The sequence below is a fragment of the Thioalkalivibrio sp. ALE19 genome (assembly GCF_000428605.1).
Classification (GTDB): Bacteria; Pseudomonadota; Gammaproteobacteria; order Ectothiorhodospirales; family Ectothiorhodospiraceae; genus Thioalkalivibrio.
The window spans coordinates 95,906-116,548 of sequence record NZ_KE386770.1; the positions used below are offsets into that span (position 1 = coordinate 95,906).

General features: G+C 58.7%; 18 protein-coding genes and 1 CRISPR repeat array (1 of these 19 running past the window's edge). Of the genes, 13 read left to right on the forward strand and 5 right to left on the reverse strand.

Going from position 1 to position 20,643, the window contains the following annotated elements:
* A CRISPR array of direct repeats spans positions 1-321; the repeat unit is 27 nt; unit sequence GTTATCCGCCGCATGGCGGCTTAGAAG; it begins 2,183 nt to the left of the window's first position.
* 17 nt (positions 322-338) lie between these two features.
* Positions 339-3,437, reverse strand: coding sequence for a type I-F CRISPR-associated helicase Cas3f (gene cas3f, locus F787_RS0114630; RefSeq protein ID WP_196801944.1), 3,099 nt, complete (start codon positions 3,435-3,437; stop codon positions 339-341).
* A 113-nt stretch (positions 3,438-3,550) separates the two neighbouring features.
* Between cas3f and F787_RS16930 the strand changes: the two genes are divergently transcribed.
* The 5 genes from F787_RS16930 to cas1f are packed head-to-tail and all read left to right on the forward strand — an operon-like array spanning position 3,551 to position 8,260.
* A complete protein-coding gene (locus F787_RS16930) occupies positions 3,551-4,696 on the forward strand; it encodes a type I-F CRISPR-associated protein Csy1 (RefSeq protein WP_028492674.1) in 1,146 nt (381 codons plus the stop codon).
* On the forward strand, positions 4,696-5,544 hold the full coding sequence (locus F787_RS0114640) for a hypothetical protein (protein WP_019022907.1): 849 nt from the start codon (positions 4,696-4,698) through the stop codon (positions 5,542-5,544). Before F787_RS16930 ends, F787_RS0114640 begins: the two co-directional genes overlap by 1 nt.
* Positions 5,545-5,562: 18 nt before the next feature.
* Positions 5,563-6,654, forward strand: coding sequence for a type I-F CRISPR-associated protein Csy3 (csy3, locus tag F787_RS0114645; RefSeq protein WP_042806056.1), 1,092 nt, complete (start codon positions 5,563-5,565; stop codon positions 6,652-6,654).
* Between the two features lie 2 nt (positions 6,655-6,656).
* Positions 6,657-7,292, forward strand: coding sequence for a hypothetical protein (locus tag F787_RS0114650; RefSeq protein WP_028492676.1), 636 nt, complete (start codon positions 6,657-6,659; stop codon positions 7,290-7,292).
* Complete coding sequence (cas1f, locus tag F787_RS0114655; RefSeq protein ID WP_028492677.1) at positions 7,292-8,260, forward strand: type I-F CRISPR-associated endonuclease Cas1f; 969 nt, start codon at positions 7,292-7,294, stop codon at positions 8,258-8,260. Before F787_RS0114650 ends, cas1f begins: the two co-directional genes overlap by 1 nt.
* 233 nt (positions 8,261-8,493) lie before the next feature.
* Here cas1f and F787_RS0114665 read toward each other — a convergent pair whose 3' ends face one another.
* The 3 genes from F787_RS0114665 to F787_RS0114675 all read right to left on the reverse strand — a co-directional run bounded on the left by F787_RS0114665 (position 8,494) and on the right by F787_RS0114675 (position 11,583).
* Positions 8,494-8,781 (reverse strand): hypothetical protein, encoded by a 288-nt coding sequence (locus tag F787_RS0114665; RefSeq protein ID WP_028492678.1) that lies wholly within the window; start codon positions 8,779-8,781, stop codon positions 8,494-8,496.
* A gap of 79 nt (positions 8,782-8,860) precedes the next feature.
* Positions 8,861-10,252 carry a DNA cytosine methyltransferase gene (locus tag F787_RS0114670; RefSeq protein WP_028492679.1) on the reverse strand — a complete coding sequence of 464 codons (1,392 nt, stop codon included), beginning with the start codon at positions 10,250-10,252 and terminating at the stop codon, positions 8,861-8,863.
* A gap of 98 nt (positions 10,253-10,350) precedes the next feature.
* Positions 10,351-11,583 (reverse strand): hypothetical protein, encoded by a 1,233-nt coding sequence (locus F787_RS0114675; RefSeq protein WP_028492680.1) that lies wholly within the window; start codon positions 11,581-11,583, stop codon positions 10,351-10,353.
* A 357-nt stretch (positions 11,584-11,940) separates the two neighbouring features.
* Here F787_RS0114675 and F787_RS0114680 point away from each other — a divergent pair, with 357 nt between their 5' ends.
* The 8 genes from F787_RS0114680 to F787_RS16690 all read left to right on the forward strand — a co-directional run bounded on the left by F787_RS0114680 (position 11,941) and on the right by F787_RS16690 (position 19,797).
* Positions 11,941-12,774, forward strand: coding sequence for a hypothetical protein (locus tag F787_RS0114680; RefSeq protein ID WP_155989644.1), 834 nt, complete (start codon positions 11,941-11,943; stop codon positions 12,772-12,774).
* Positions 12,775-12,863: 89 nt separating this feature from the next.
* The gene (locus F787_RS0114685) at positions 12,864-13,427 is read left to right on the forward strand and encodes a hypothetical protein (protein WP_028492682.1); all 564 of its coding nucleotides are present in this window, start codon (positions 12,864-12,866) and stop codon (positions 13,425-13,427) included.
* A gap of 88 nt (positions 13,428-13,515) precedes the next feature.
* Positions 13,516-14,115 carry a hypothetical protein gene (locus F787_RS0114690; protein ID WP_028492683.1) on the forward strand — a complete coding sequence of 200 codons (600 nt, stop codon included), beginning with the start codon at positions 13,516-13,518 and terminating at the stop codon, positions 14,113-14,115.
* Between the two features lie 96 nt (positions 14,116-14,211).
* Positions 14,212-14,550 carry a hypothetical protein gene (locus F787_RS0114695; RefSeq protein WP_028492684.1) on the forward strand — a complete coding sequence of 113 codons (339 nt, stop codon included), beginning with the start codon at positions 14,212-14,214 and terminating at the stop codon, positions 14,548-14,550.
* Between the two features lie 81 nt (positions 14,551-14,631).
* Positions 14,632-15,528 (forward strand): hypothetical protein, encoded by an 897-nt coding sequence (locus tag F787_RS0114700; protein WP_028492685.1) that lies wholly within the window; start codon positions 14,632-14,634, stop codon positions 15,526-15,528.
* A gap of 274 nt (positions 15,529-15,802) precedes the next feature.
* Positions 15,803-16,345, forward strand: coding sequence for an HD domain-containing protein (locus tag F787_RS0114705; RefSeq protein WP_019022896.1), 543 nt, complete (start codon positions 15,803-15,805; stop codon positions 16,343-16,345).
* On the forward strand, positions 16,346-16,978 hold the full coding sequence (locus F787_RS0114710) for a hypothetical protein (protein WP_155989645.1): 633 nt from the start codon (positions 16,346-16,348) through the stop codon (positions 16,976-16,978).
* 68 nt (positions 16,979-17,046) lie between these two features.
* Entirely contained in the window at positions 17,047-19,797 is a 2,751-nt protein-coding gene (locus tag F787_RS16690; protein ID WP_196801945.1) for a hypothetical protein, read from the forward strand.
* 99 nt (positions 19,798-19,896) lie between these two features.
* On the opposite strand, the gene F787_RS0114720 is transcribed toward F787_RS16690, so the two are convergent.
* A complete protein-coding gene (locus F787_RS0114720; RefSeq protein WP_019022891.1) occupies positions 19,897-20,487 on the reverse strand; it encodes a hypothetical protein in 591 nt (196 codons plus the stop codon).
* Positions 20,488-20,643 lie beyond the last annotated feature (156 nt).

Here is a 20,643-nt window from a genome sequence, read left to right on the forward strand (position 1 = left end):
TTATCCGCCGCATGGCGGCTTAGAAGAGCGCCGCGTACCACGCTGGACTCTCACCATTGTTATCCGCCGCATGGCGGCTTAGAAGATGCGGAACTTACGCTGGGTGCCGGTCGATCCGTTATCCGCCGCATGGCGGCTTAGAAGACCCGGTGTGCCGACGCATGCACGTTCGGCCGGTTATCCGCCGCATGGCGGCTTAGAAGGTCCCCGAGGCTGACCACGAGCCTGCACCCACGTTATCCGCCGCATGGCGGCTTAGAAGAATACCGGCGATCACCCGGAGTGAGTGCATTCGTTATCCGCCGCATGGCGGGAAAATCATTAGCAATGTTGGCGGCTTAACGGCCGCCTTCCCGATCATCAAACTGAATCATCGAATCAAGAACATACGCCCCGCACTCGATTTCCATCGCACGATCGCCATATTCTCGGAACTCACGGCGAACATCATCAAGGCTTTGGGACAGCCAGGAAGGAGAACCTTCAACGACAGAGACATCCTTGACCGGGTCGAGAATCGTGCTTGTGACGTTTTTTAGAGACCAGTGCTCATCTTGTTTTACGAAACGAAGGAGAATAGTTTTATTATCCCGAAGGGGGAACTTCTCGTAATGTGCGAGGCTTATCCAGTCTTTTTCATGTCCGTCCCGCGATTGAATCGCATTCATCCCGTCAAACATCGCCCTCTCAACCGCGCGGTCATCAAGATCGGCAAACGGCGTTTTGGGCGTGGATGTCGAGCCGAATTTCAGCGTAGAGGTCAAGGGAAAGTCCTCGGATGAAAAAGATTCGCCGCCTGTGTTGAGGAGATCCGTCATTGAGTGCCGAGTCTTTTCTTCATCGCTGAACCGATCCCCATTTCCAGGGCGGACGAAGCAGGTCTCGGTCGGCTTCCGGAGGGATCGGAGGTTTCGATCCAGAATCGCGATGTTAGGCACTGCAGTCGTTACGCGTCGATGACGATTAACGCGACCCGCTAACTGCACAATCGAAGAGATGCTGGATGGTTCGATGACGCCGAAATCGAAATCGTGGTCACGACCAATCTCTTCCACTGGGGTTGCAACGACCAGGAAGGTCACGTCATCGAATTCCGAGTCGCGAATCCAGTGATCAGTGGAGTCATCCGTTGCCAGAGGGTCATCGCCTTTGCGGGTGAACAGATGATCCATCCTGCGCTCCTTCGCCGCTCTTCGGCCTTTGACGTCAAAAGAGTGGTAGGACGACGCAAAGATGCCGTGTCGACGGTTTAGGCGTCGAGTCAAATCGACGCACGGCCGCACATTGGCGACACGCACGACTCCGAAGGACACGCGCTTCCCAGACGGGTGATGCCATGCGGTGTTCTCGTGCATCTGACGGATTGCATTGGCTACGGCCAACTCAAAACGGCTTTTCGGATCGTCGTCTTCGTCCGGAATGCACTGGATCATCGCCCGATGGGTTGCCGGCCGTTCTTCGATCACGCTCATCATTCGCTGGATGCGTTGCGCGTAACGATCCCCAGCGTCGTCTTCGGATACATCGAAGGTCTCCGGTTCGGTTAGATTGTCGACGAGAGAGATGTTGCCGCAGAGGGTCTGTTCGTTCAGGGCCGCCCTCATCGCACAACCCGAACGAAAAGCGCGGATCAGGGCATTGGCAACAACCGGGGAGAGCGTCGCGGAAGACGCGACGATCTTTCGGCCAAACATCGCGGCTATGGTGACCAGACGGAGCACCGCGACCATTGCCTCCGGCTCGTAACTTTCGATCTCATCCAGAACAAGATCCGACGACATGAGCCGCAGGAAGGCCTTTAAGTGGTGATGCTGACGGCCGGGCTCCCCGGCCTGGATCAGGTAATCTACCGTCGAGACAAGAATCGGAGTGCCAATGAGCGTCCGGCATTGGCTTGGCTGGCGATCCCGCTCGGACCAGCTTTCGAGCCAGGGAGGCATTTCAGGCGGTTCGATGGATCGCCCGAGGTCGATATCACCCCCCTCCGTTTCGTCATTATCTTCCGACCACTCGTGCGCTTTCTCATCAAAAACCTGACGCGAAAAGCTGTCGCCCACCAGACAGGCGACTTCGTCGTCGGGGATACGCAGTTGCTCGGAGAGCGCAGCGGACGTCTGCAATGTGAGGGACCGGAGGTTCAGGGCTACGGATAGACGGAATGGATCCCCCGGGGCTTGAAGGGATTCGGCAATGCGGACGTTAGCCCTGGTTTTCCCGCTGCCCGTCTCGGCGCAATTCATGACCAGGTGAGGTCCATGATCCGCATACCGTGAGAGGTGATCGCAAGCGATGTCCTGCCATTCGAAACGCCCCGGACCAGAGCGTTCCCGGACGGCTTCCCTGGAGGGGGCCGTCATGCCAGGCAGATTCAGGTTGGCAAAACGGTAAACCCACCGCTGGGCGTCACGGCTGACACCCAACAGGTGAAAATCGAGCGGTTGGTTGAAAACGCGGGAGCCACCGCCGTCATGGGTTGCGGTGTTCGCAAAAACGCCCTCGGGATCCGATGTACGGGGATAACGGACGCTCGACACTTCGTGGTCCGCACCGATAACGGCCGCCCGGGCGATGATGGCGACCCCCTTCCAGAGATCCGGGTCCTGGCCTTCGAATTCCGACAGCCGCTTACGAAACCGTTCGAGCTGACGTTCAACATAGGGGCCAAACCCGTCTTCTCGGTAGCACCGAAACGCATCCTCCGTCTGATCCGCGAACGTATCCCCATGCCGGACATGGCGGCTGGAATCCGGCTCACACAGGGTCCCATTGCATTTCGAGGGGCCGAGCAACCCATGATGCGTGAGTATCCCGAGATCCACAGCTTTGTCGGCGGAATCAATACCTTCATCGTCGTCCAGGATGCTCGGTGCCTTACGGATATGCCGACCCTCGGGCCAGACATCGGCCAGTCGGGTCAGAGACCCCGACTCCGCGCCCTGTTTCTGAGCCTTGCGCCACTCCTCCACAACGCGTGTCGATACCCATTCATGTCGTATCCGGTCACTCACCGACCCCGTTGAATTCTTCCCTTTTACCGAATCCTCCAGCTTCCCCTGGAACCGGAATGTGTTCTTGCCCACATCATGCCCCACGCCCGCCATCCCGGCGACCAGGGATGCCTTGCGGACCCAAGGGGGAACGAACGAGGCGGGAGCCCGTTTCTGATGGGACACCGCGACCGCACCATGCGGCCCAAATGCCCCGGAGCGACCCACCACCCATAAAAGGCTCCAGGTCCTTCGCTTGACCTGGTAACAGGCGACCGCCGTGTTTCGGGTGGCGGTTTTCCGCAGGGCCTTGCGGATTTCGCGTGCGCCTTCCGCACTGATCATCGTCATCCAGGTGTTGTTCCCGGAGCGCACCGCATATCGGTCCATGACGCGGCGTGTTCGCTGGATGGCGCGTTTTTCACATAAGGATACGACGGCAATCTGCACCAAATCTCTCCTGGCAATATTGCGAAATCCAGAATCCACCTGTAGGGTTTACATCGTACTATTTTTGAAAGGCCTCTGTGAACTGAACGCAGAACCGAGTAGGTGGAGGTGGCATGGAGAGAAAGCCGAAAAACTTCGCTGAGGCGCAGTCCAGCGAGGAAATCGAGGAGTTCATTGACGAAAATTTGGTTCACTTCGCTGGAAAAGTGATCAATTCCAACATCAGCCCCGCAGTGGGTGTCCGCCTGAAGCAGGAGGACGGGATATCGGATCTGCCGCATGTGTGCGCGCGAACCCTGATGGCCGATCCGTCAGCGGGGCCACTTCGTCTCGATTGGATTGGCATACAGCAATGCGGCATCACCTTCAAACAGATACAAAAGATTGCGGGCGAGAAGGAAGATCCGAAAACAGAGATAACGTTCTCGAAGCCGGCGGCAGACGCCGTACGTTCTCGGTACCTCGAACTTAAAGACGGCAAGGGTGAAAGGAGAGTGGTCAACGGCGACGCGGTCAAAAGCCGCAATCGTCAGCTGCTCGTGCCGGTTCAGGGCATGGAGACGAGCTATGTAAGCGTGACGCCGCTGTATGCCATGGGTGTGTCCGCGGAAATCCAGAGGATCATGAATCAAAGGTTCGAGCAAGAAAAAGAAGAAGGGAGAAGCTCGGAAAAGTCGGCTCTCAGGGCCGTCGACATGGTCAAGGCTTTCAGTATCGGTGGGACCAGGCCGCGCAATGTCAGCGGTCTTACGGACGAGCCGGGAATCCGACAGGCGCTGGTCTTTGAACAGATGGTCCCAAAAATGGATTCCAATAAGAAACGCCTGATCCGAGCCTGCTTCAGCGGTTTTCGGTATCGCATACCGCGCGATCGGATGAAGGCTTACACCGGCTTCCTGTCCCGTACGTTCCCTCCGGGTGGCGACGATTCGGAAGAAGCGCCAAGAATCTGGACAAAACGACTGAAAGAAAAGGAAAGGGAAATCCTGATGCCTCTCATTGAGGCCATCGAGAGCCAGGCACAATCGTTAGCGCGAAAGCTGGAAGAGCAATCGAATGAGCTGCCAGAGATCGACGAGGCGGCGCCAGGCTGGCCGTGGGTTTTTCCAGATCGCCGAAGTCGTGAATGGAAAAAACAAGAAGCTTCGAGCCTCGCGAAACAGATTCACAAGATGGACCGGGAAGACAAGGGCGGGACCGGCCAGGTCCGAGGTCAGGATGTTGCACGCATCGCGGATGCGCTGGAGGCCATGCTTTGATGTATCTCCCGATTTCTCACATGAGGGTGCAGGCAGCCAATGCTCTGGTCACCCCATCGATGATTTCCCCCTGCCCTATTATGGCTGCCGTCATGTTCGGGCACGCCCTCGGAGATACGATCGGCTGCGAAACGACCGGGGTTGCGATCATCCACCACGACGCCCAGCTGCGAGGAGAGCGGATGAACCCGCATAAGAGGAAAGAATTCCAGCCCCACCAGATGCGGAGTGCGACTTACATCAACGGCAAAGACTACGCTAATAAAAGTAATGGCCCGACCCTGTCATTGCAGCCGGTCGCTTTGGCGGATCTGGAGTGGTCCATCATTCTGGAGCTGAGTTGCGATGGGGAAGCCGGACTGAATGCGGGCCAGATCAAGAAACTCCGGAAAAGACTCCGAGGCGGGCGATTGGCAGGCGGTCAGATCGTGGGATACAGCGCAGCGGATGAAGCCTTCCCCGCCCTGTTGGGCAAGGAGGGAGCCATCGCGAAGAAAATCGGCGGCGGGCACGCCCTGATCGACCGTTCTGATCGACTTATTCACCCGGAACGCAGTCGCCTTGAGCAACTGATGAAGATCGGAACAGGCGACAGGGATGTTGTGGCAGAGGAATCGGGATTTTTCGTCCCGGCGCCGATGGGGTACGCCATGGTAACGGAGTTCGAGGAGAGAAAAGGGTCCCGAGAGGGGCTGCCTCATGCGTTCGGGGAAATCATGGTAGGCCTGGCGGAATACGCTGGGATCAGAACTCTGGGTGAGCGTGGTTTCGAAGCGCAATCCCTGTTGTGGCGGCATCACTGGGATGTGGACAATGCCGCCTTCATCCTCTCTCAAGAAAGTTATTAAACCAGAACGGAGGCTGTTATGAAGCTGGAGCCAATGAAGAAGTTGCCGGCGGTCCTGAGTTTTCAAAGAGCGACGGTGATCAGTCATGGGGAATTTTTTAATATTCTGGAAGACGGTGCTGAGACGCCATTGACCGTAATCCGGCACGGAATCCGTGGGACGCAGAATGTTAATAAAAAGGAAGAGCACGGCGTCTCGAACATGCAGATTACGGAGTCTGCGATGACAGACCGGAATGCCATCGGGTTCGGTATCCGGTTCGCCCTTCGGTATCTGCCGATCGACGAGGCGCTTCACGCGTGCGCTCCGGGGAAGAAAGACGACGAAGAAAACCTCCGGAACATGCGCAATCATGTGAGAGCGTTCACCAAAGCCGTAAAGGGCAGCAAAGGGCTGAAGGAAGTTTCTGAACGTGTAGCAACGAATATCTTGAATGGTCGGTGGTTGTGGAGGAATCGATCTCTTGCGTCAGATTTGACGATTATCGTCAAAATGACGAATGAAAATGGCGAAAATGTCGGGGAAGTGACGTCAAAGCCTGCCGGGGAAACGAAGCTTTCGTATAACAACTTCGAAAATCGCCCGGGTGAAGTAAAGGAGGTTGGTGAAAAGATCGCGGAAAGCCTGTCGGGCGAAGGGAGTTATAATTTCCAAGTGACCGCGCGCGTGGACCTTGGATTTAAGGGGTCTCTTGAAGTCCACCCGTCTCAGAACTACGTCGAAGGAAAGCCAAGCGGAAAAAAGGGCGGATTTGCAAGGCCGCTTTTCAAGATCGGCCACCCCGAAAAGCCCAATATGGATGAAAGCAGTACGAATCTGAATGACGTGCGAACGATGGGCGTTGCCGCGATCCGTGATCAGAAGATCGGCAATGCACTGCGTACGATCGACACATGGTATCCGGGATTTGAAAAGAATAAAAAGCCAATTCCTGTTGAGCCACAGGGTGCGAACCTGGAGCAGATGACGTGCTTTCGCAAACAAAGGAATTCCAGTGCATTCGATATCGCGAAGGACATGGGCAACTTGGATCCGGACAGTAAGAATGGAATGTTCCTGATCGCGGCCCTGATGCGCGGTGGTGTCTACGGTTCCGAATCGGAGGACTGAGAATGAAACCGAGCGTCAAGCGGACCCTCAAGGTCGATGGCGGGGCTGGGGTGAGTCGGTGGGATGTCGCAACCGTGATCACGAAGATGGTTCACCATGCCAACCGATCCGGTGATGAACCCGTGGCGATCGCGCTCCCCGAGCTTGCCCGGTCGTTCCTTGAGAACGGCCGGGAGAGGGCCGGGCACCCGCTGTCACTGATTGAACTGCATGCGGAGAATCCGGACTTCCTGGAAGAATTTGCCGCAAGGGTCACCGAAAATACGAAGGTCGGTGAATTCGTGGAAGTTCGCTCCTCAAGGAGAAGAGATGCCTACGACATGGAGTCACTGAAGGAAGAACGGTCACCGGAATCCTTCGTGGCTTATACGCGTCTCAGGATCCCGAACAGGAAAGTGAGTAGCGGGGAATCGGCTGAAAAGCGCGAGAATCATTTCCGACGTCGGGCTAAGCGAATTCAGGAAGCCAATGAGCTCCCATCGATTCCCATGTCGTCCAGTCAGGAACGTGGGGTCATCTACCCCATCCCGATCAAGCCTCGGTGGATCGAGGATATTCAGGGGGTGCCGGTTTCCGGGGTCATCAACAGCTATGGCCTGTCCGGAGGGGAAGACCGCCTGTATCTGCCGCTTCCGTGATGGAGAAGGATCGACGTCCCAACTCGATCCTGGTGAGTCAGCGCGCCAACGTGATGTACCTGGAGCGTTGCCGTGTGATGCAAAAAGACGAAACGGTCGTCTATTACGCGGAAGAAGGAAGCGGAGACGAAGACCGTTTTTTCAACATCCCGGACCGGAACACCCTGTTCGTGCTTTTGGGGCCGGGAACCTCCATCACCAACGCCGCGATGCGCAAGCTGGCGGAATCCAGCGTGGTTGTGGGGTTCTGCGGAACGGGCGGAACCCCACTCCACGGCATCACCGACAGCACCTTCATACTCCCGCAGGACGAGTATCGACCAACGGAGTACATGCAGAGCTGGATGGCCTTGTGGCAGGACGAGCAAGCCCGCTTGGAAGCAGGCCGACAGCTTCTTACGAAGCGCGCGGAATGGTGTGAACGCACATACCGCGAACTATCCAGGGAAGGGGTTTCGATTACGCCCGGGGATCGCCTGCTCGACACATTCGAAGATGCCGTCGAAGATGCGTGTTCGACGACCGATCTATTGTCGGCTGAGGCGGAGTGGGCAAAGCAGATTTATGCCCACCTCGCGAAATGCTACGAGGTGGATGGTTTTCGCAGGGTTGCCGGAAACGAAGGGAGAGGAAAGAACGATGCGGTCGAAACCATCAACGGGCTCCTCGATCACGGGAACTATCTCGCATACGGGTATGCCTCGGTTGTTCTGCATACCCTCGGCATCCCGTTCTCGATGCCGATTCTTCACGGCAAGACGCGGCGTGGCGGCTTGGTATTCGACGTCGCGGATCTGATCAAGGATTCCGTCGTGATGCCTCATGCGTTCCGTATAGGGCGCAAGGGATACCAATCCGGATGTCATAAAAGTCTCCGGGATGCGGTGGTTCACCAAGCCCACGAAGATCGGTTTGTCGGTCGAATGTTCGACTTCGTCAAAGAAGTCGCGGCAATACCGGGGAAGTAAGGGGGCCTCTGTCAGAAAAAGAACTTTCGTGTTACACGTCTGCCCCAGACGTCCTTGGGACGTCTGGGGCAGACGTGTAGCAGACTCGAACGAGCCAATGCACTGCATTACGGCTTCTTCCGAATCGCCCGGCGGGCAGTGTACAGAGCAATACCGGCGCCGCAGGCCATCAAGACCGCAACCGTCAACAGGACAAGATACCCGCCCATACCACGCTCTCCGGAAAGATTGACCTATTCAACCGTCACGACGTGGACCGTGCCGCGCTCGGGGTCCCAAGCGTCCGTGGTATCGCAGTCGCCACGCTCGAAATCGGGGACCTCCGGGTGCATGTGCCACGCATCGGCATCACACCAGTATGGGCGACCGTCCGGGAACAGTTCACGATTGCCCGGGTCCGGCGGAGTGATTTCGTTGGCCCGGTCCTGAGCGATCTCCACGGCCTCGTCCCACCCATCGCAATCATGGCTCCACATTACGGACGATTCACCCGCTTTCAGTTCGCAGATGCGGTAACTCATGCCAGCCTCCGTCTCCTGTTGATGCATTCAAGAAGGGATGGGCAGGACGGGGGCATCGCCCCGCCCTGCCCGATCCGGATCAGGCGGCGGCCACCACCGGCGCCGAGGTGGATTCGGGAGCCATCGACAGAAGGGATTGCCCCAGCAGCTGACCGACGGCCTCGAAGGCACAGTGGATCACCGATTGGCCGAGGATTTCGTGCGCCCGGGTCTCGCTCAGTCCGTCCACGAGGTATTCCGGGATCGTTTTCCCTCGTGCGTGTTCGGCCGGCGTGAGCAGACGGGTCAGGCTTTCGTCCGCAGGATGCTGGATCCGAATTTCAGTACTGCGTACTTTCGAATAGCCCCTGCCGATTGTGCCGTATCCATCGAGCGACCCGTCCTGCACCTGCGTCCGAAAGCCCTTGCCGGCGGCCTTGTCCCGCTTCTCCTTGTCATCGAGATACGTGTACGCCTTCCACCGGGGGTCATCCGGCGCGATCGGATCGAGGATGTCCGCCACCTGCGGTTCCCGCTGACGGATCGGGCGCAGTTCCCCGAAATCGAGCGGCACGTTGCCGTTGGTGGCAACCATGCAGAACCGCTTGCGCTTTTCGAGCGACCCCATTTCCCAGCCATCCAGCACCGTCTCATGGAGTTCGTAATCGAGGCTGGAGAGCACGGACCGGATGACCGTCATGCTGACGGTGCTCCCGTATTCGGGAACGTTCTCCAGCACGACCAAAGACGGCTTCAGCGTCTGGATGGCCGTGAGGAACGCCACGAACAGGGCCCCGGCGGTTTCGTGCTCCTCGGCCGCCTTCAGGTTGTTCTTGGAGCGTCCGGATTTCGAGGCCCCGGTGCAGGGAAGGCCCGCGACCAGCATGTCGACCTCCGGCAGCTTCGACCATTCGATGTCCTGCATCGGGCCCTCGATGGCGATGCTGTCCGGGGACCAGATCGGGTTGTTCATCAGGGATGCATCGAGATACTGACCATCGAACTCGTTGGCGAACGCCAGATGGGTCGGTACCCCTGCACGTTCCAGCCCCTGATGCAGCGCGTGATCCAGTACGCCACCGCCATGGGCCAGCGAACCCATGCGGATCGGAAGCCCCTTCTCGATCCGCTCACCCAGCGTGCGAAGACGATGCCGGGTGGCTGCTTCGTGGTGATGCAGAGTGACGTCGATGCGCCCTTCCCGGACCACCACACGGACCCGTTCAGAGTCGCCCAGAACACGCGAGATATCGTCGTTGGCGATGTCGATGACCGGCAGCTCCCGCTCTCCGCGCTTGCGACGGGAGACCTTCCGGTCACCCTCGTCGGTAAACGAAAGACGAATGCCTTTCGAACCGCCTTCGATTTCGGTGAGGCTGTACTTCAGCCTCGGGGTGATTCCCAGACGCGCCAGCCGCTGACCTTCCAGCCAGAGACGCTTGCGACCGCGGTGTTCACCAATCTTGCTGTAAATCACAGTGCTCTTCGGCATTGGAGTGCTCCTTCCCGGCTTCGGGCCGGTTTCCGTTGGTTCGATTTCAATTTTACCGGCCGCCGAAGATCTGTCGATTTTCCCGAGGCATCCACCGGTCAGACATCGAGATCCTCCGGGGTCACCCAGATCCGCCGCGGCCGACCTTCGTCGAGGACATCCACCTGCGCCGATGGAAGACCGGTGTTGCGATCCTTCCGGACCGGCCCATAGAACCGAATCCGTTGACCGTTTCGCAGGCGAAATTCCGCGCCGCGACGCATGCGCTGGATCTCCTCGTTCACGCAGGACTGCAGCGCCGGGTAGGCCCGAAAAGCATTGAGCACCTCTTCGATAGCCTTCTGCCGTTCGCGCTGATTGCTGGCTTTGCGCCGGGCGTGCTGCTCGAGTACCACGGAGGGCGCCTCCAGTCCCACGAACCGGTCACTCAGGGACCGCATGGCGGCGGCCATACCGAACGGCTCCTGGCAGTTTCGCGCCAGCGAAATCCGGTCTCCGCTTCGGTGAACGGTCCAGGTGGTATCGCAACGCTCATCCCGCATCGGCTGTTCGCAAACCACCCGATCGGAGGATGACCAGACGAGGTTCGATTCGCAGCCTGGCGCCTGAAGGTCGGGGAAAGCCGGCAGCAGTGAGAAACAGGCCTCGGGTCCCAGCAGAACACGGGAACACAGGGAACGAACATCCACCGTCGCGTCGACCATCCGCTGCTCCTCCTTCGCGCCAGACGCCCCTTCGACGTAGACCATGGCTCGAATCGGGAACGGCATCGGATCCATGCCGGCGGCGGCCAGCGTCAGGTCCGCCTGCTTTTCCATCTCCGCAATGAAGGCCCCCAGATGCGCCGGCAGCTTTCCGATCAGCCGCTCGAACGCTTCTTCGGAAGCCGAGGTGGCGCCACCGGGAATGGTGTGGACCTGGCGGCCCACGGCCACTTCCGCAACCCATCCGTTTTGATCCGGATCGAACCGGATGCGCCCTTCCGAGGGGATCTCGGCCTTCGTCATTTGGTCAACCCGCCACCGATACTGCTCGGCCTTCATCCCGAGCGGTGCGCACAGGGCCGGCTGCAGAATCTCATCGAGCTCACAGCCGACGGGATCCAGTGATTCCAGATCCGCCGGCACTCGGGCGAGCAGTCCGGGGGCGTCCGGCGCTCCGGGGGCCCCGCGGACGATCGCTACACGCCCGGGCAGTGAGGTAACGCCGCTGACGAATTCAGCGCGAGAGGTCATCTCTTCAGTGACGGCCACGCTTTCCCAGAACGTCCAGCCCCGAGGGGTGGATCCGGGGTGGGCCAGTCCGATTGCAATCGATTCGCGAAACATCATTTTCATGCTCCTTACGGCTTTGGGCCGCTTCCTGTTCAGTTTGTCGAGAACCGCGGATGTGCGATTCCAGGGTCCGTTCTACCGAAGCGAATGCCGATGCGCAATTTTTGATTCTGATGATCGTCCGTGGCAAATTGGGGATGATTCGATCCCCCTGCCGAGGGTAAGCGGCGTCAGGCAAGCAGCCTGGAGGGCTCCGAAACGCGAGTCCACTGCATCCACCCTTCGGTGGATCATCCCGCCTTCGCATCACGCGATGGCCGAACCGGTCCATGCCCATGGACCGAACACCCATCGGGGTACGCCAACGCCCCGATGGGGCGGTGCGTGCCCTTCATTCAGATGAAGGAGAACGTTATGCATCAGGACACGACGATTACGGCAACTTGCGAGATCCCGCAGAGCCTCCTGAACACCTTCGACAGGATGGTACTCCAGGAAATGGGGTTCAACTGGTCGAAGGAGTGCGCCGAGAAGATGTATCTCTTCATGGAGGGGCCACAGAAACAAGAGTGGCAATTCGATCTCCATGAAGCTCGGACAATCCAGAGCACAATTCGGGAGAGCTACCCCCGAAACGGCTTTTACCCCTCCTGGGTCGAGGATATGGAGAATAGCCTCGAAACGATCCTGGAGGATATGGAAGCCACGGGGGAATACGCCGGAGGCATGAGCCTGCCCGATTGGGCGGAGATCATCCATGGTGCCGTTCAGAAGCCGGAGAATTCCGGAGAGAATCGAATCGAGTCGATTGCCTTTCAGGCGGCCTACTGGGCCAATAAGGCGAGACCGTTCGAATTCGGCGGATACGTCGTCCGCATCACGCCAGCCGGAATCCAAACGATCGGCGTGGATCACATCCTCGCGTTTATGGAGCGTGGCGGAGAAATCGACCCCAGCGGCAAGCTGACGTCGATGCCGGAGCAGGAGAAAACGGAGCGCAAGCCCCAGATTCTCAACGGCCCGAAACCGGGCGATCGCACCTACGAGGCGATCGTAACCCGTGACACGACCGAGTCCGCGGTCGTGCGTGTCTTCGCGGAAGACGAGGAAGAAGCGGCCACGATCATGACCGATCACGGTCATGCCTCGAAGGCCGTTTTCGAGGTGGATGAAGGAAACCACGTGCGTGAATACTACCTCGGGGATCCGGATGCGATTGAAGACGTCTCGGGGTTTGTTCCCTTCTGACTCAATCGCCCACCATCACCCATCGGGGGTACGTACACGCCCCGATGGGGCCGTGCGTGCCCCTTCGCTAAAAAGAAGGAGGCAACATAATGGAAACGATCTACAAGATCACCAGAACCACGAAGCCAGTCCCCGAGGAAATTCTCGAACCGAACGTTGACCAGAGAATCCTGGAAAAACTCGGGTGGAGAATCGAACCCCGTGGGAATAACAACCTCTTCCTGTTTCTGGAGGGCGAAGAGACCATCAGCATCACATTCGGGCGCGAAGAGGCTCGGCAGCTCTCCGATAGCGTTCACGATGTTTACGTGAACAGCACCACCGGTTGCCCCTTGTGGGTTGAGCACGTCTACGACCAGCTCGTCGATGCAAACCAGTATATGGAGCAAACCGGAGCGAAAACGGTGGATGTTCTGCTGGTGGGCGTGGTGGACGGGATTCGAATCCTCACGACGGCACTCCAGCAGGGTCAGGCAAACAGGAGGAATGTGGAATGCATCCCCCTCGAGACGGTAACGATGGTCTATCGCAACAATAAGCCCATTGCCCATCGTTGCGGAAGCACGATGACCGTACTCACGTCGGAAGGGATAAAAGCCCCCTCCTGCGAGAAGATGGCCGAGGCCTTTATCAGCAAAGGCCTTACTTTCTAACCCGGCCCTCGCCCACCATCACCCATCGGGGTGCGTACACGCCCCGATGGGGCGGTGCGTGCCCCTTCGCTAAAAAGAAGGAGGCAACATGACCACGATCCACATGATCACCACGGCTGAGCGCAGCATTCCGATGCGACTCCTGAACCCGGTCGTGGATCGGACGATCCTGGAAAGGATCGGATGGCGGATCAAGACAGAGCGGGATCAGGTCTGGCTGTACCGCGAAGGTCACGAGATGACCGACGTGGTGCTCGACATGACCGATGCTAAAGGGCTTCTGGAGGCGCTCTGGGAGTTCTATCCGCATGATGAAGGCTTCTACCCCGTGTGGGTCGAGGAGCTGGAAATCAAGCTGGATGAGGCAATCCGCTTCATGCGGGAAAACGACCGCAAGCTCACCAGCGTCTTTTTCCCGTCATCCGAGGAAATCTTCCAGACGGCCATGAGCAAGGTGCAGAACTGCGGCGAAGACCGCCTGGATGCACTGCCGCTGAAGACCGTCAAGATCACCTACAGTTGGGGTTTCCCGGTGCTGGAACAGTGCCGGTGCTCGATGACTGTGGTGACTCGGAACGGTTCGCGCGGCATCGAAGACACCGACGTCCTGCATTTCATGGCCGGCGGAGGTGTCATGAGTACTGTGGCTCCGCAGGAGACGCACAGCGCAGAAGCGCAGGCGAATTAGCCTCACCGCTTCAATCATCTTCACCCATCGGGGGTACGTACACGCCCCGATGGGGCGGTGCGTGCCCCTTTTCACTGCAAAAGAGGAGTACCCACCATGAACTACGAGCTTGAAGTGACGGCCATGGGCCAGGACGAAGCCAGTATCCCCAGCCAGGTCACCGTCAACATCGACGAGCGCCTGGCAAAACGGATTCGAGAAGTCTCGGAAATGGCTCGGTCGCTGGACCTGAACGAAGCCAACTTCTTCGAGTTCTCTCCGGAGTGGCATACCTCGGATGACATCGAGATGCCTCTCTGCGTCATCCGAGGAAATCTGGTCTGCTTTCGGGCTTGCCTGAAAGGTTCCGACCAGTTCTTCGAGTCCGAGGATCTGTCCATTCCGGATGTCCTTCGGGATCTCGGGATAAATCCTTCGGTGGACGCTTCGTTCTGAGTCGCTATCGCAACCAACGCGGGGTAGGAGCACGTCCGTCAATGGACGGGCCCTGCCTCTTGTTCAATAAGGAGAAATCCTATGTTGTATGTGTATGAAATCATTAAGTCGATGGAAGTCATTTCGCCGGATCTGTTGGAACCCTCCATCGAGCAGGTTTTCCTGAAAAAGATGGGGTGGAAAATCGATTCTTCGTGTTCGATGTTAAGACTGTGGCAGGAGAAGTGTGGTTACAGCTGGGAAGAAAGCTGGGAAGATTGGGCGCCTCGGATGTGGGACATGGATTCGAAACAAGCCAACCAAATCAGGCAACGGATCCAGTCCGCCTGGCCCGAGGCCGGATCACGGCCCGAGTGGGTTGAAAAGCTGGAACAGGAACTGGCGTCCCAGATCATTGACGTCGAAGCGGGTAGACTAAGCCGGGTCACCGTGATGATCGGTGACGACTGGAAAGAAATCATTCAGTCGGCGCTGGCGCGAGCCAAGCATAAGAACCCGTACGCCCACCATCAGATAACATTCCAGTATGTCGTGATGGAGCGCGGGCCTGAAGAGTCGGTCCCTCCGCCGTACATGGAATTTGGAACCATCGTGGTCGAGCCCGATGGATTTCGCCATGTCGGCTCAACGGAGAGCCGTCAATTCATGGAGCTCGGCGGAGATATCGATATTCGGGGTTGTGTGAATAATATCCCGGATGTCGAAAAACTCCCACCGCAAGAACCCAGGGGCGCACCCTATGGCCGCGATTCCCGTCAATTCACGGCGGTGGTATCACGAGTGGTTCGGGAATCCGCTACCGTCTATGTAAATGCATCGGACGCGCAGGAAGCGGAACGGATCATGACCGACCCCGAGTTCACTTCTCAGCTGACATTTGTGCCGGATATCGAAGCGGATTCCGAGGTGCAATATTATGTCAGGCGGGACGGTGACCACGACGGGATCACTGAGGAAGAGGAAACGGTTCCGTTCTGATCTGACGACGGCGAACGATCGAAGTCACACCCGGTACGCGAGGCGTACCGGGTTCTTTCTGGAGATTTCCGATGCAACGAGCACGAATGATCCTGCTTCCCTTCGGCGCGCTGGCGGAGATTGCTCTGCTGGTCGTCGCATGGATTCTGGTGTTGGTCCGCCAGGAGAACCGAGCCCTCGGGCTCGCCGAATGGATCGATCAGAAGTCCCCCTCACTCCCCCTGGTGTGTCTGCATTGGATGCCCGGGGCTCTATTGAACGGAGGTAATACCCCATGGTTACCAATCTGGAAGAAAGGGCCCGTTCCTTCGCGGCCTTGGCCCATATCGAAGTCGGGCAACTCCGGAAGTACACGGATGAGCCATACATCGTTCATCCGGCCGCGGTCGCCGGTATCGTGCGGGGTGTCCCGCACACGCCGCAAATGCTGGCGGCCGCATGGCTGCACGACACGGTGGAAGACACCCGTGTCGAGCTCTCGGACATTCGGGCCGAATTCGGCAGCGAGGTCGAGGAGCTCGTGTACTGGCTGACGGATGTGAGCCGGCCCGAAGACGGGAACCGGGAAACCCGTAAAGCCATCGATCGGGCTCACCTCGCCCGGGCGCCGGCTGCGGCGCAGACCGTCAAGCTGGCGGATCTGATCGATAATAGCCGCTCCATCCTGGAGCATGATCCGGATTTTGCCCGGGTTTACATCCGGGAGAAGGATCGTCTTCTGGACGTGCTGTGTGCCGGTGATAGCCATCTTCACACAAAAGCCCGCAACCAGGTTTGCCAGGCCCGCAACCACCTCGAGACGAGGGATACGGCCTAATTGAAGTCAACCAACACCCCGGAGAACGCGAAAGCGTCTCCGGGGTTTTTTTATGCGCGCCGTCCGCCAGAAGAAATTGCGAAGAAAGAAGAAATCCGGAGGATGGAAAGTCCATCCATTTCGGAGAAAAACGCAATGAACCGAAAGAAGTCCATGATGACGGCCGCAATGCTGGCGGCCATGATGACCACCGGGGGCGCTCAGGCTCAGTGGGGATCCTCGGGCTGGGAGCTGAACTGTGAGATCGACCGGTTCACCGACGAAGGTACCTGCTCGATCGACCAGACCCAGCGTAGCGCCTACGCGTTCATCACACCCGACACCGACAATGAATCACTGACCATCGCCGTCGGTGATACCGAAACGCTGTTCCACCCCTCCATGCTGATGCGGGTGGAGGATGGCGAGGTATGGGATCTTGCTGAGGAAAGCGAGACCGTACAGGCGACTCGGGGATCCGTGCTGGTCACCCTGAACCGGGAAACGGCCATGGAGGTGATCGAGGAGATGCAGCAGGGGCCGGAAACGCTTTTCCGCCTGGAAGAGCACACGGGCGATACCATCGACTTCAAGATGGATGCAACGGAGCTTGACGACGTCTGGCGTCAGTTCCGGGAGAATACCGGGTTCTGACCCTCGCCAAGCTTCACCTCGAAAAGGCGGCCTTCGGCCGCCTGAACAACACGAATTGAAGGAGAATGATGGAATCGGATCATGATCCTGTCCAGATGGCCTTGGCGTATCTCAAGGATGGCGATCCGGAAAACGCGCTGAATGTGCTGGATGAAGCCACCGAGTCAGTCCGTAGTCGTCTCGACTGGTACCTGGCGCGGATCGAAGTCCTTTATGGATTGGGGCGCCATGCAGAGGCCAAAGCCGAACGACGGGCTCTGAAACAGGGGCGAACGGCTGTGGCTGCGAGCGCCTGGCTGGATAAGGCGAGGCATTTCCGGGAAAGAGGACATTGGGCGTTAGCGCGAGCGGCCGGTGGTCGGGGGCTTTGGTTGATGCCCGACCATGCCGAAGGCCTCATGGGGATTTGTAGTGACGCGCTAAGGGAGCAACGTTTCCAGTGGGCCCTACCCTTCGCTCGCTCTTTGCTGGATCGATCCGATGGATCCGCCAAGGCGATGGCCGTCGCCGGATCGGTGTTCATCGGCGTGAATGATCGAAGAAGGGCTTGGGAAGCATTCGAAAAAGCGGTCGCGAAAGACGCCAACGATTTGCGTCTGCACGCGAGAAGGGTTGGTGCCTCGATGGAGATCGCGGAATGGCGAAGCGCATCGCAATCACAGGCGGTGTTGCGCAGCGCCTACAACCGGGGTGAGTTCTCGAGGGCTCAGGAAAACCCGTTTCGATCGCTGGCCTGGTACATAAACGACCTCTGGAATCGACGGATCGCGGAGGTGAGCTGGAAACAGGTCGCAGGCGACATCCATCCCCAGAGCCAGCCTGTCCTCCCGTCTTCGCAGGAGGATCGTCCACTTCGAGTGGGATACCTCTCCAGTAATTGGTTCGATCACCCAACCCTGACACTGGCGATCGGGGTGTTGGAACAACACGATCCGGACGCAGTAGAAGGCATCATCTATTGCCACTCCCCAGAGGATGGTTCCGAACTTCGTGAACGGTTGAAAAAGGCCGTGCCGAACAACTTTGTGGATCTGAGGTCATTGAACGACGCTGAAGCCGCTGAACGCATTCGGGATGACCATCTGGACGTACTGGTCCACTGCGCAGGATTTACTGAAAACAACCGCGTCCGGATTCTCGCTTATCGGCCCGCGCCGGTACAGGTGAATTGGCTTTCCTTTCCGGGGTCCATGGGAAGCGAAGCCTACGACTACATCATCGGGGATCCGGTTGTGACCCCTCAAGGATCGGAATCTGATTTCAGCGAGGCGGTGTGTCGCCTGCCCGAGAACTATCAGGCGAACGATCATCGCCGACCGGTGGCCGCCCGTACACCGACCCGCAAGGAAGAACGACTGCCGGAGCAAGGGGTCGTATTCTGCTGTTTCAACCAAGCTTACAAGATCGAGCCGGTGCGGTGGGCAACCTTTATGGCGATCCTTCGCGATGTGCCCGACAGCGTGCTCTGGCTGCTGGAATTGAATCCAGAAGCGCGGGAGAACCTGCGAAACCATGCGCAGTCGGCCGGGGTGAACCCGGACCGTCTAATGTTTGCGCCCAGGCGACCGGGCCCGCTCCATCTGGCCCGTTTGGCGAATGCGGATATCGCCCTGGATTCACGGATCTACAACGGCCATACCACGACGGCCGATGCGCTGTGGATGGGGGTGCCGGTACTGACAACCCGAGGCGGTCATTTTGCGTCACGGGTTTCGGGGAGCCTGCTACGTGCTTGCAACCTCCCGGAGCTGGTGTTGGCCGATGAGGAGGCGCTGCATGCGCGAGCGGTGGCGCTGGCGAAGGATCCGAAAGCACTAAAGGAGCTGCGCGAACGGGTAAAGAATCATCGCTTCCAGGCCCCGCTCTTTGACACGGTACGCTACACCCGACACTTGGAGAGCGCCTTTCGGGAAATGGTGAGGCGTGCGGCCAACGGTGAGCCGCCAAGGACTCTGGAGGTGACCCCGCTGCCGGCGAGAACGGTTCCTTTCGCCGAGGCTGCACCGCGCGCAGACGTCAACGTCGAGACCTCACCGGAGCCCGTACCAACAAGCGAATACGACCCGAACCAGCAGTGGGCACACGCGGGTTGCCCCGTCTGTAATCATCCTGGGCAAGAGTACCTGGGAACGGTGGCTTGGACTGAAACAGTCACCACCAACGACGGCCAGCCCCTGGAGAACGGTGTGTGGTGCCGATGTACTGGATGCGGCCATACGTACACGCCACACTACTGGGCGCCGGGTCATCCCTGGGCGGGTGCGGCATTGCCTGTGCAGCCGGGCCCGGAGCAGTCGGAACGATGGATCAGGATGTTGCGTGGTGGTGAGCCCAGGGGGCGGCGCGAGATGCGCAGCCAGCAACGTCCGGGTATCTGGCTGGAGGTGCGTCCTCAAGGCCTGGAAATGGCCCTTGCAGCGGCCGAGGCCGATTATACCGTGGCGGTCATGGAAGCCCCGGAACATCTGGTAGAAAATCCGGCGGGGCTGAAAGTCACCGCGCAGCGATTTCTGCATACACGGATCGACGCCGATCTATCCGTGCTTTCCCTGCCGGGCGTACTGGCCTGCACGCCGTTTCCGGAACTCTATCTGCACCGGGCCGCCGGCCTTCTGCCGCCGGGAGCGAAGCTGTTGCTGACGGTGCCCATGGTCGAACCAGGTTCAAGTGTTCCGACGGCACCGCAGTCCCCGGCCCTGCTCCATCGGTTAACGGAGAAGACGCTGCATCGTGTGCTCAAGGAAGCGGGATTGATATGGCAGGAAAGTGGACGCGTTCCGGATGTTCCGGGGCTGCATTGGGTGATTGCGAAACGTTAGCGAAGCCCACGGTTTCCAGCCTGATGACCTGGATAGAAAAGCTAAAAACTCGTAATTCGAAAGAAGCCTGATCTGCCACCGCCAGTAGCGGGCGCGCTCTCAAGAGGGGATGCCCCACTCATCCAGGGGCGGATCCAGTTTCTCGAACTCTTCTTCCCCGATACGCTCCTTCAGATAGGACTCGACATCCTGACGGCGGGGGATACCGTTCAGCGCGGTGTCGTCCTCCGCCGGAGACGCCGCCTTCTCCGGCTTGCGGATGCAGGCCGCCTTGCGGAAGGCCTCGGCATACTGACCGGCGCTGATCGAGAAGGCCTTCTTGGCGCGTTTGCCGTTCGGCTCACGGTAGCGCACCTCGAAAACCGGGCGAAGCACTTCCCGGCTCTGACGTTTCAGGAAGCGTTTGTACAGGCTGAGATGAATGCTGATCGGCCCGGGCGCGGAAGTGCGCTCCGAACGCGAACGCTTCGCGGCCGACAAAGGCGCCGGGCGCTGCCCCCGCTCGGGATCAATCCCAAGCGACCGGTAGGCTTCATCTCGTACCTTGATGGCGTTTTTCAAGGCCTTTTCCTGGCCGCCGGATTGTTCGTCGGAGATCCAGCGGGAAAACACGGTCTTCCCTTTGCGGGCAATCCAGACCTGGTACCCGGGATCACTGTCGTCTCGGCGATAGATGTGACGATAACTCATACCGTACCTCCGGTCGTCGATCGACGATGATTCGGAAGGTCCGAAGCATGGCTCGAGGTCACTACGACCGGCCGGGCCTGATGAATCGATCCTCCGTGTTTTTGCGTGTAATAGTTCATGGCACGATCCAAGCTACCGGAAAAACTCGAAGACGCA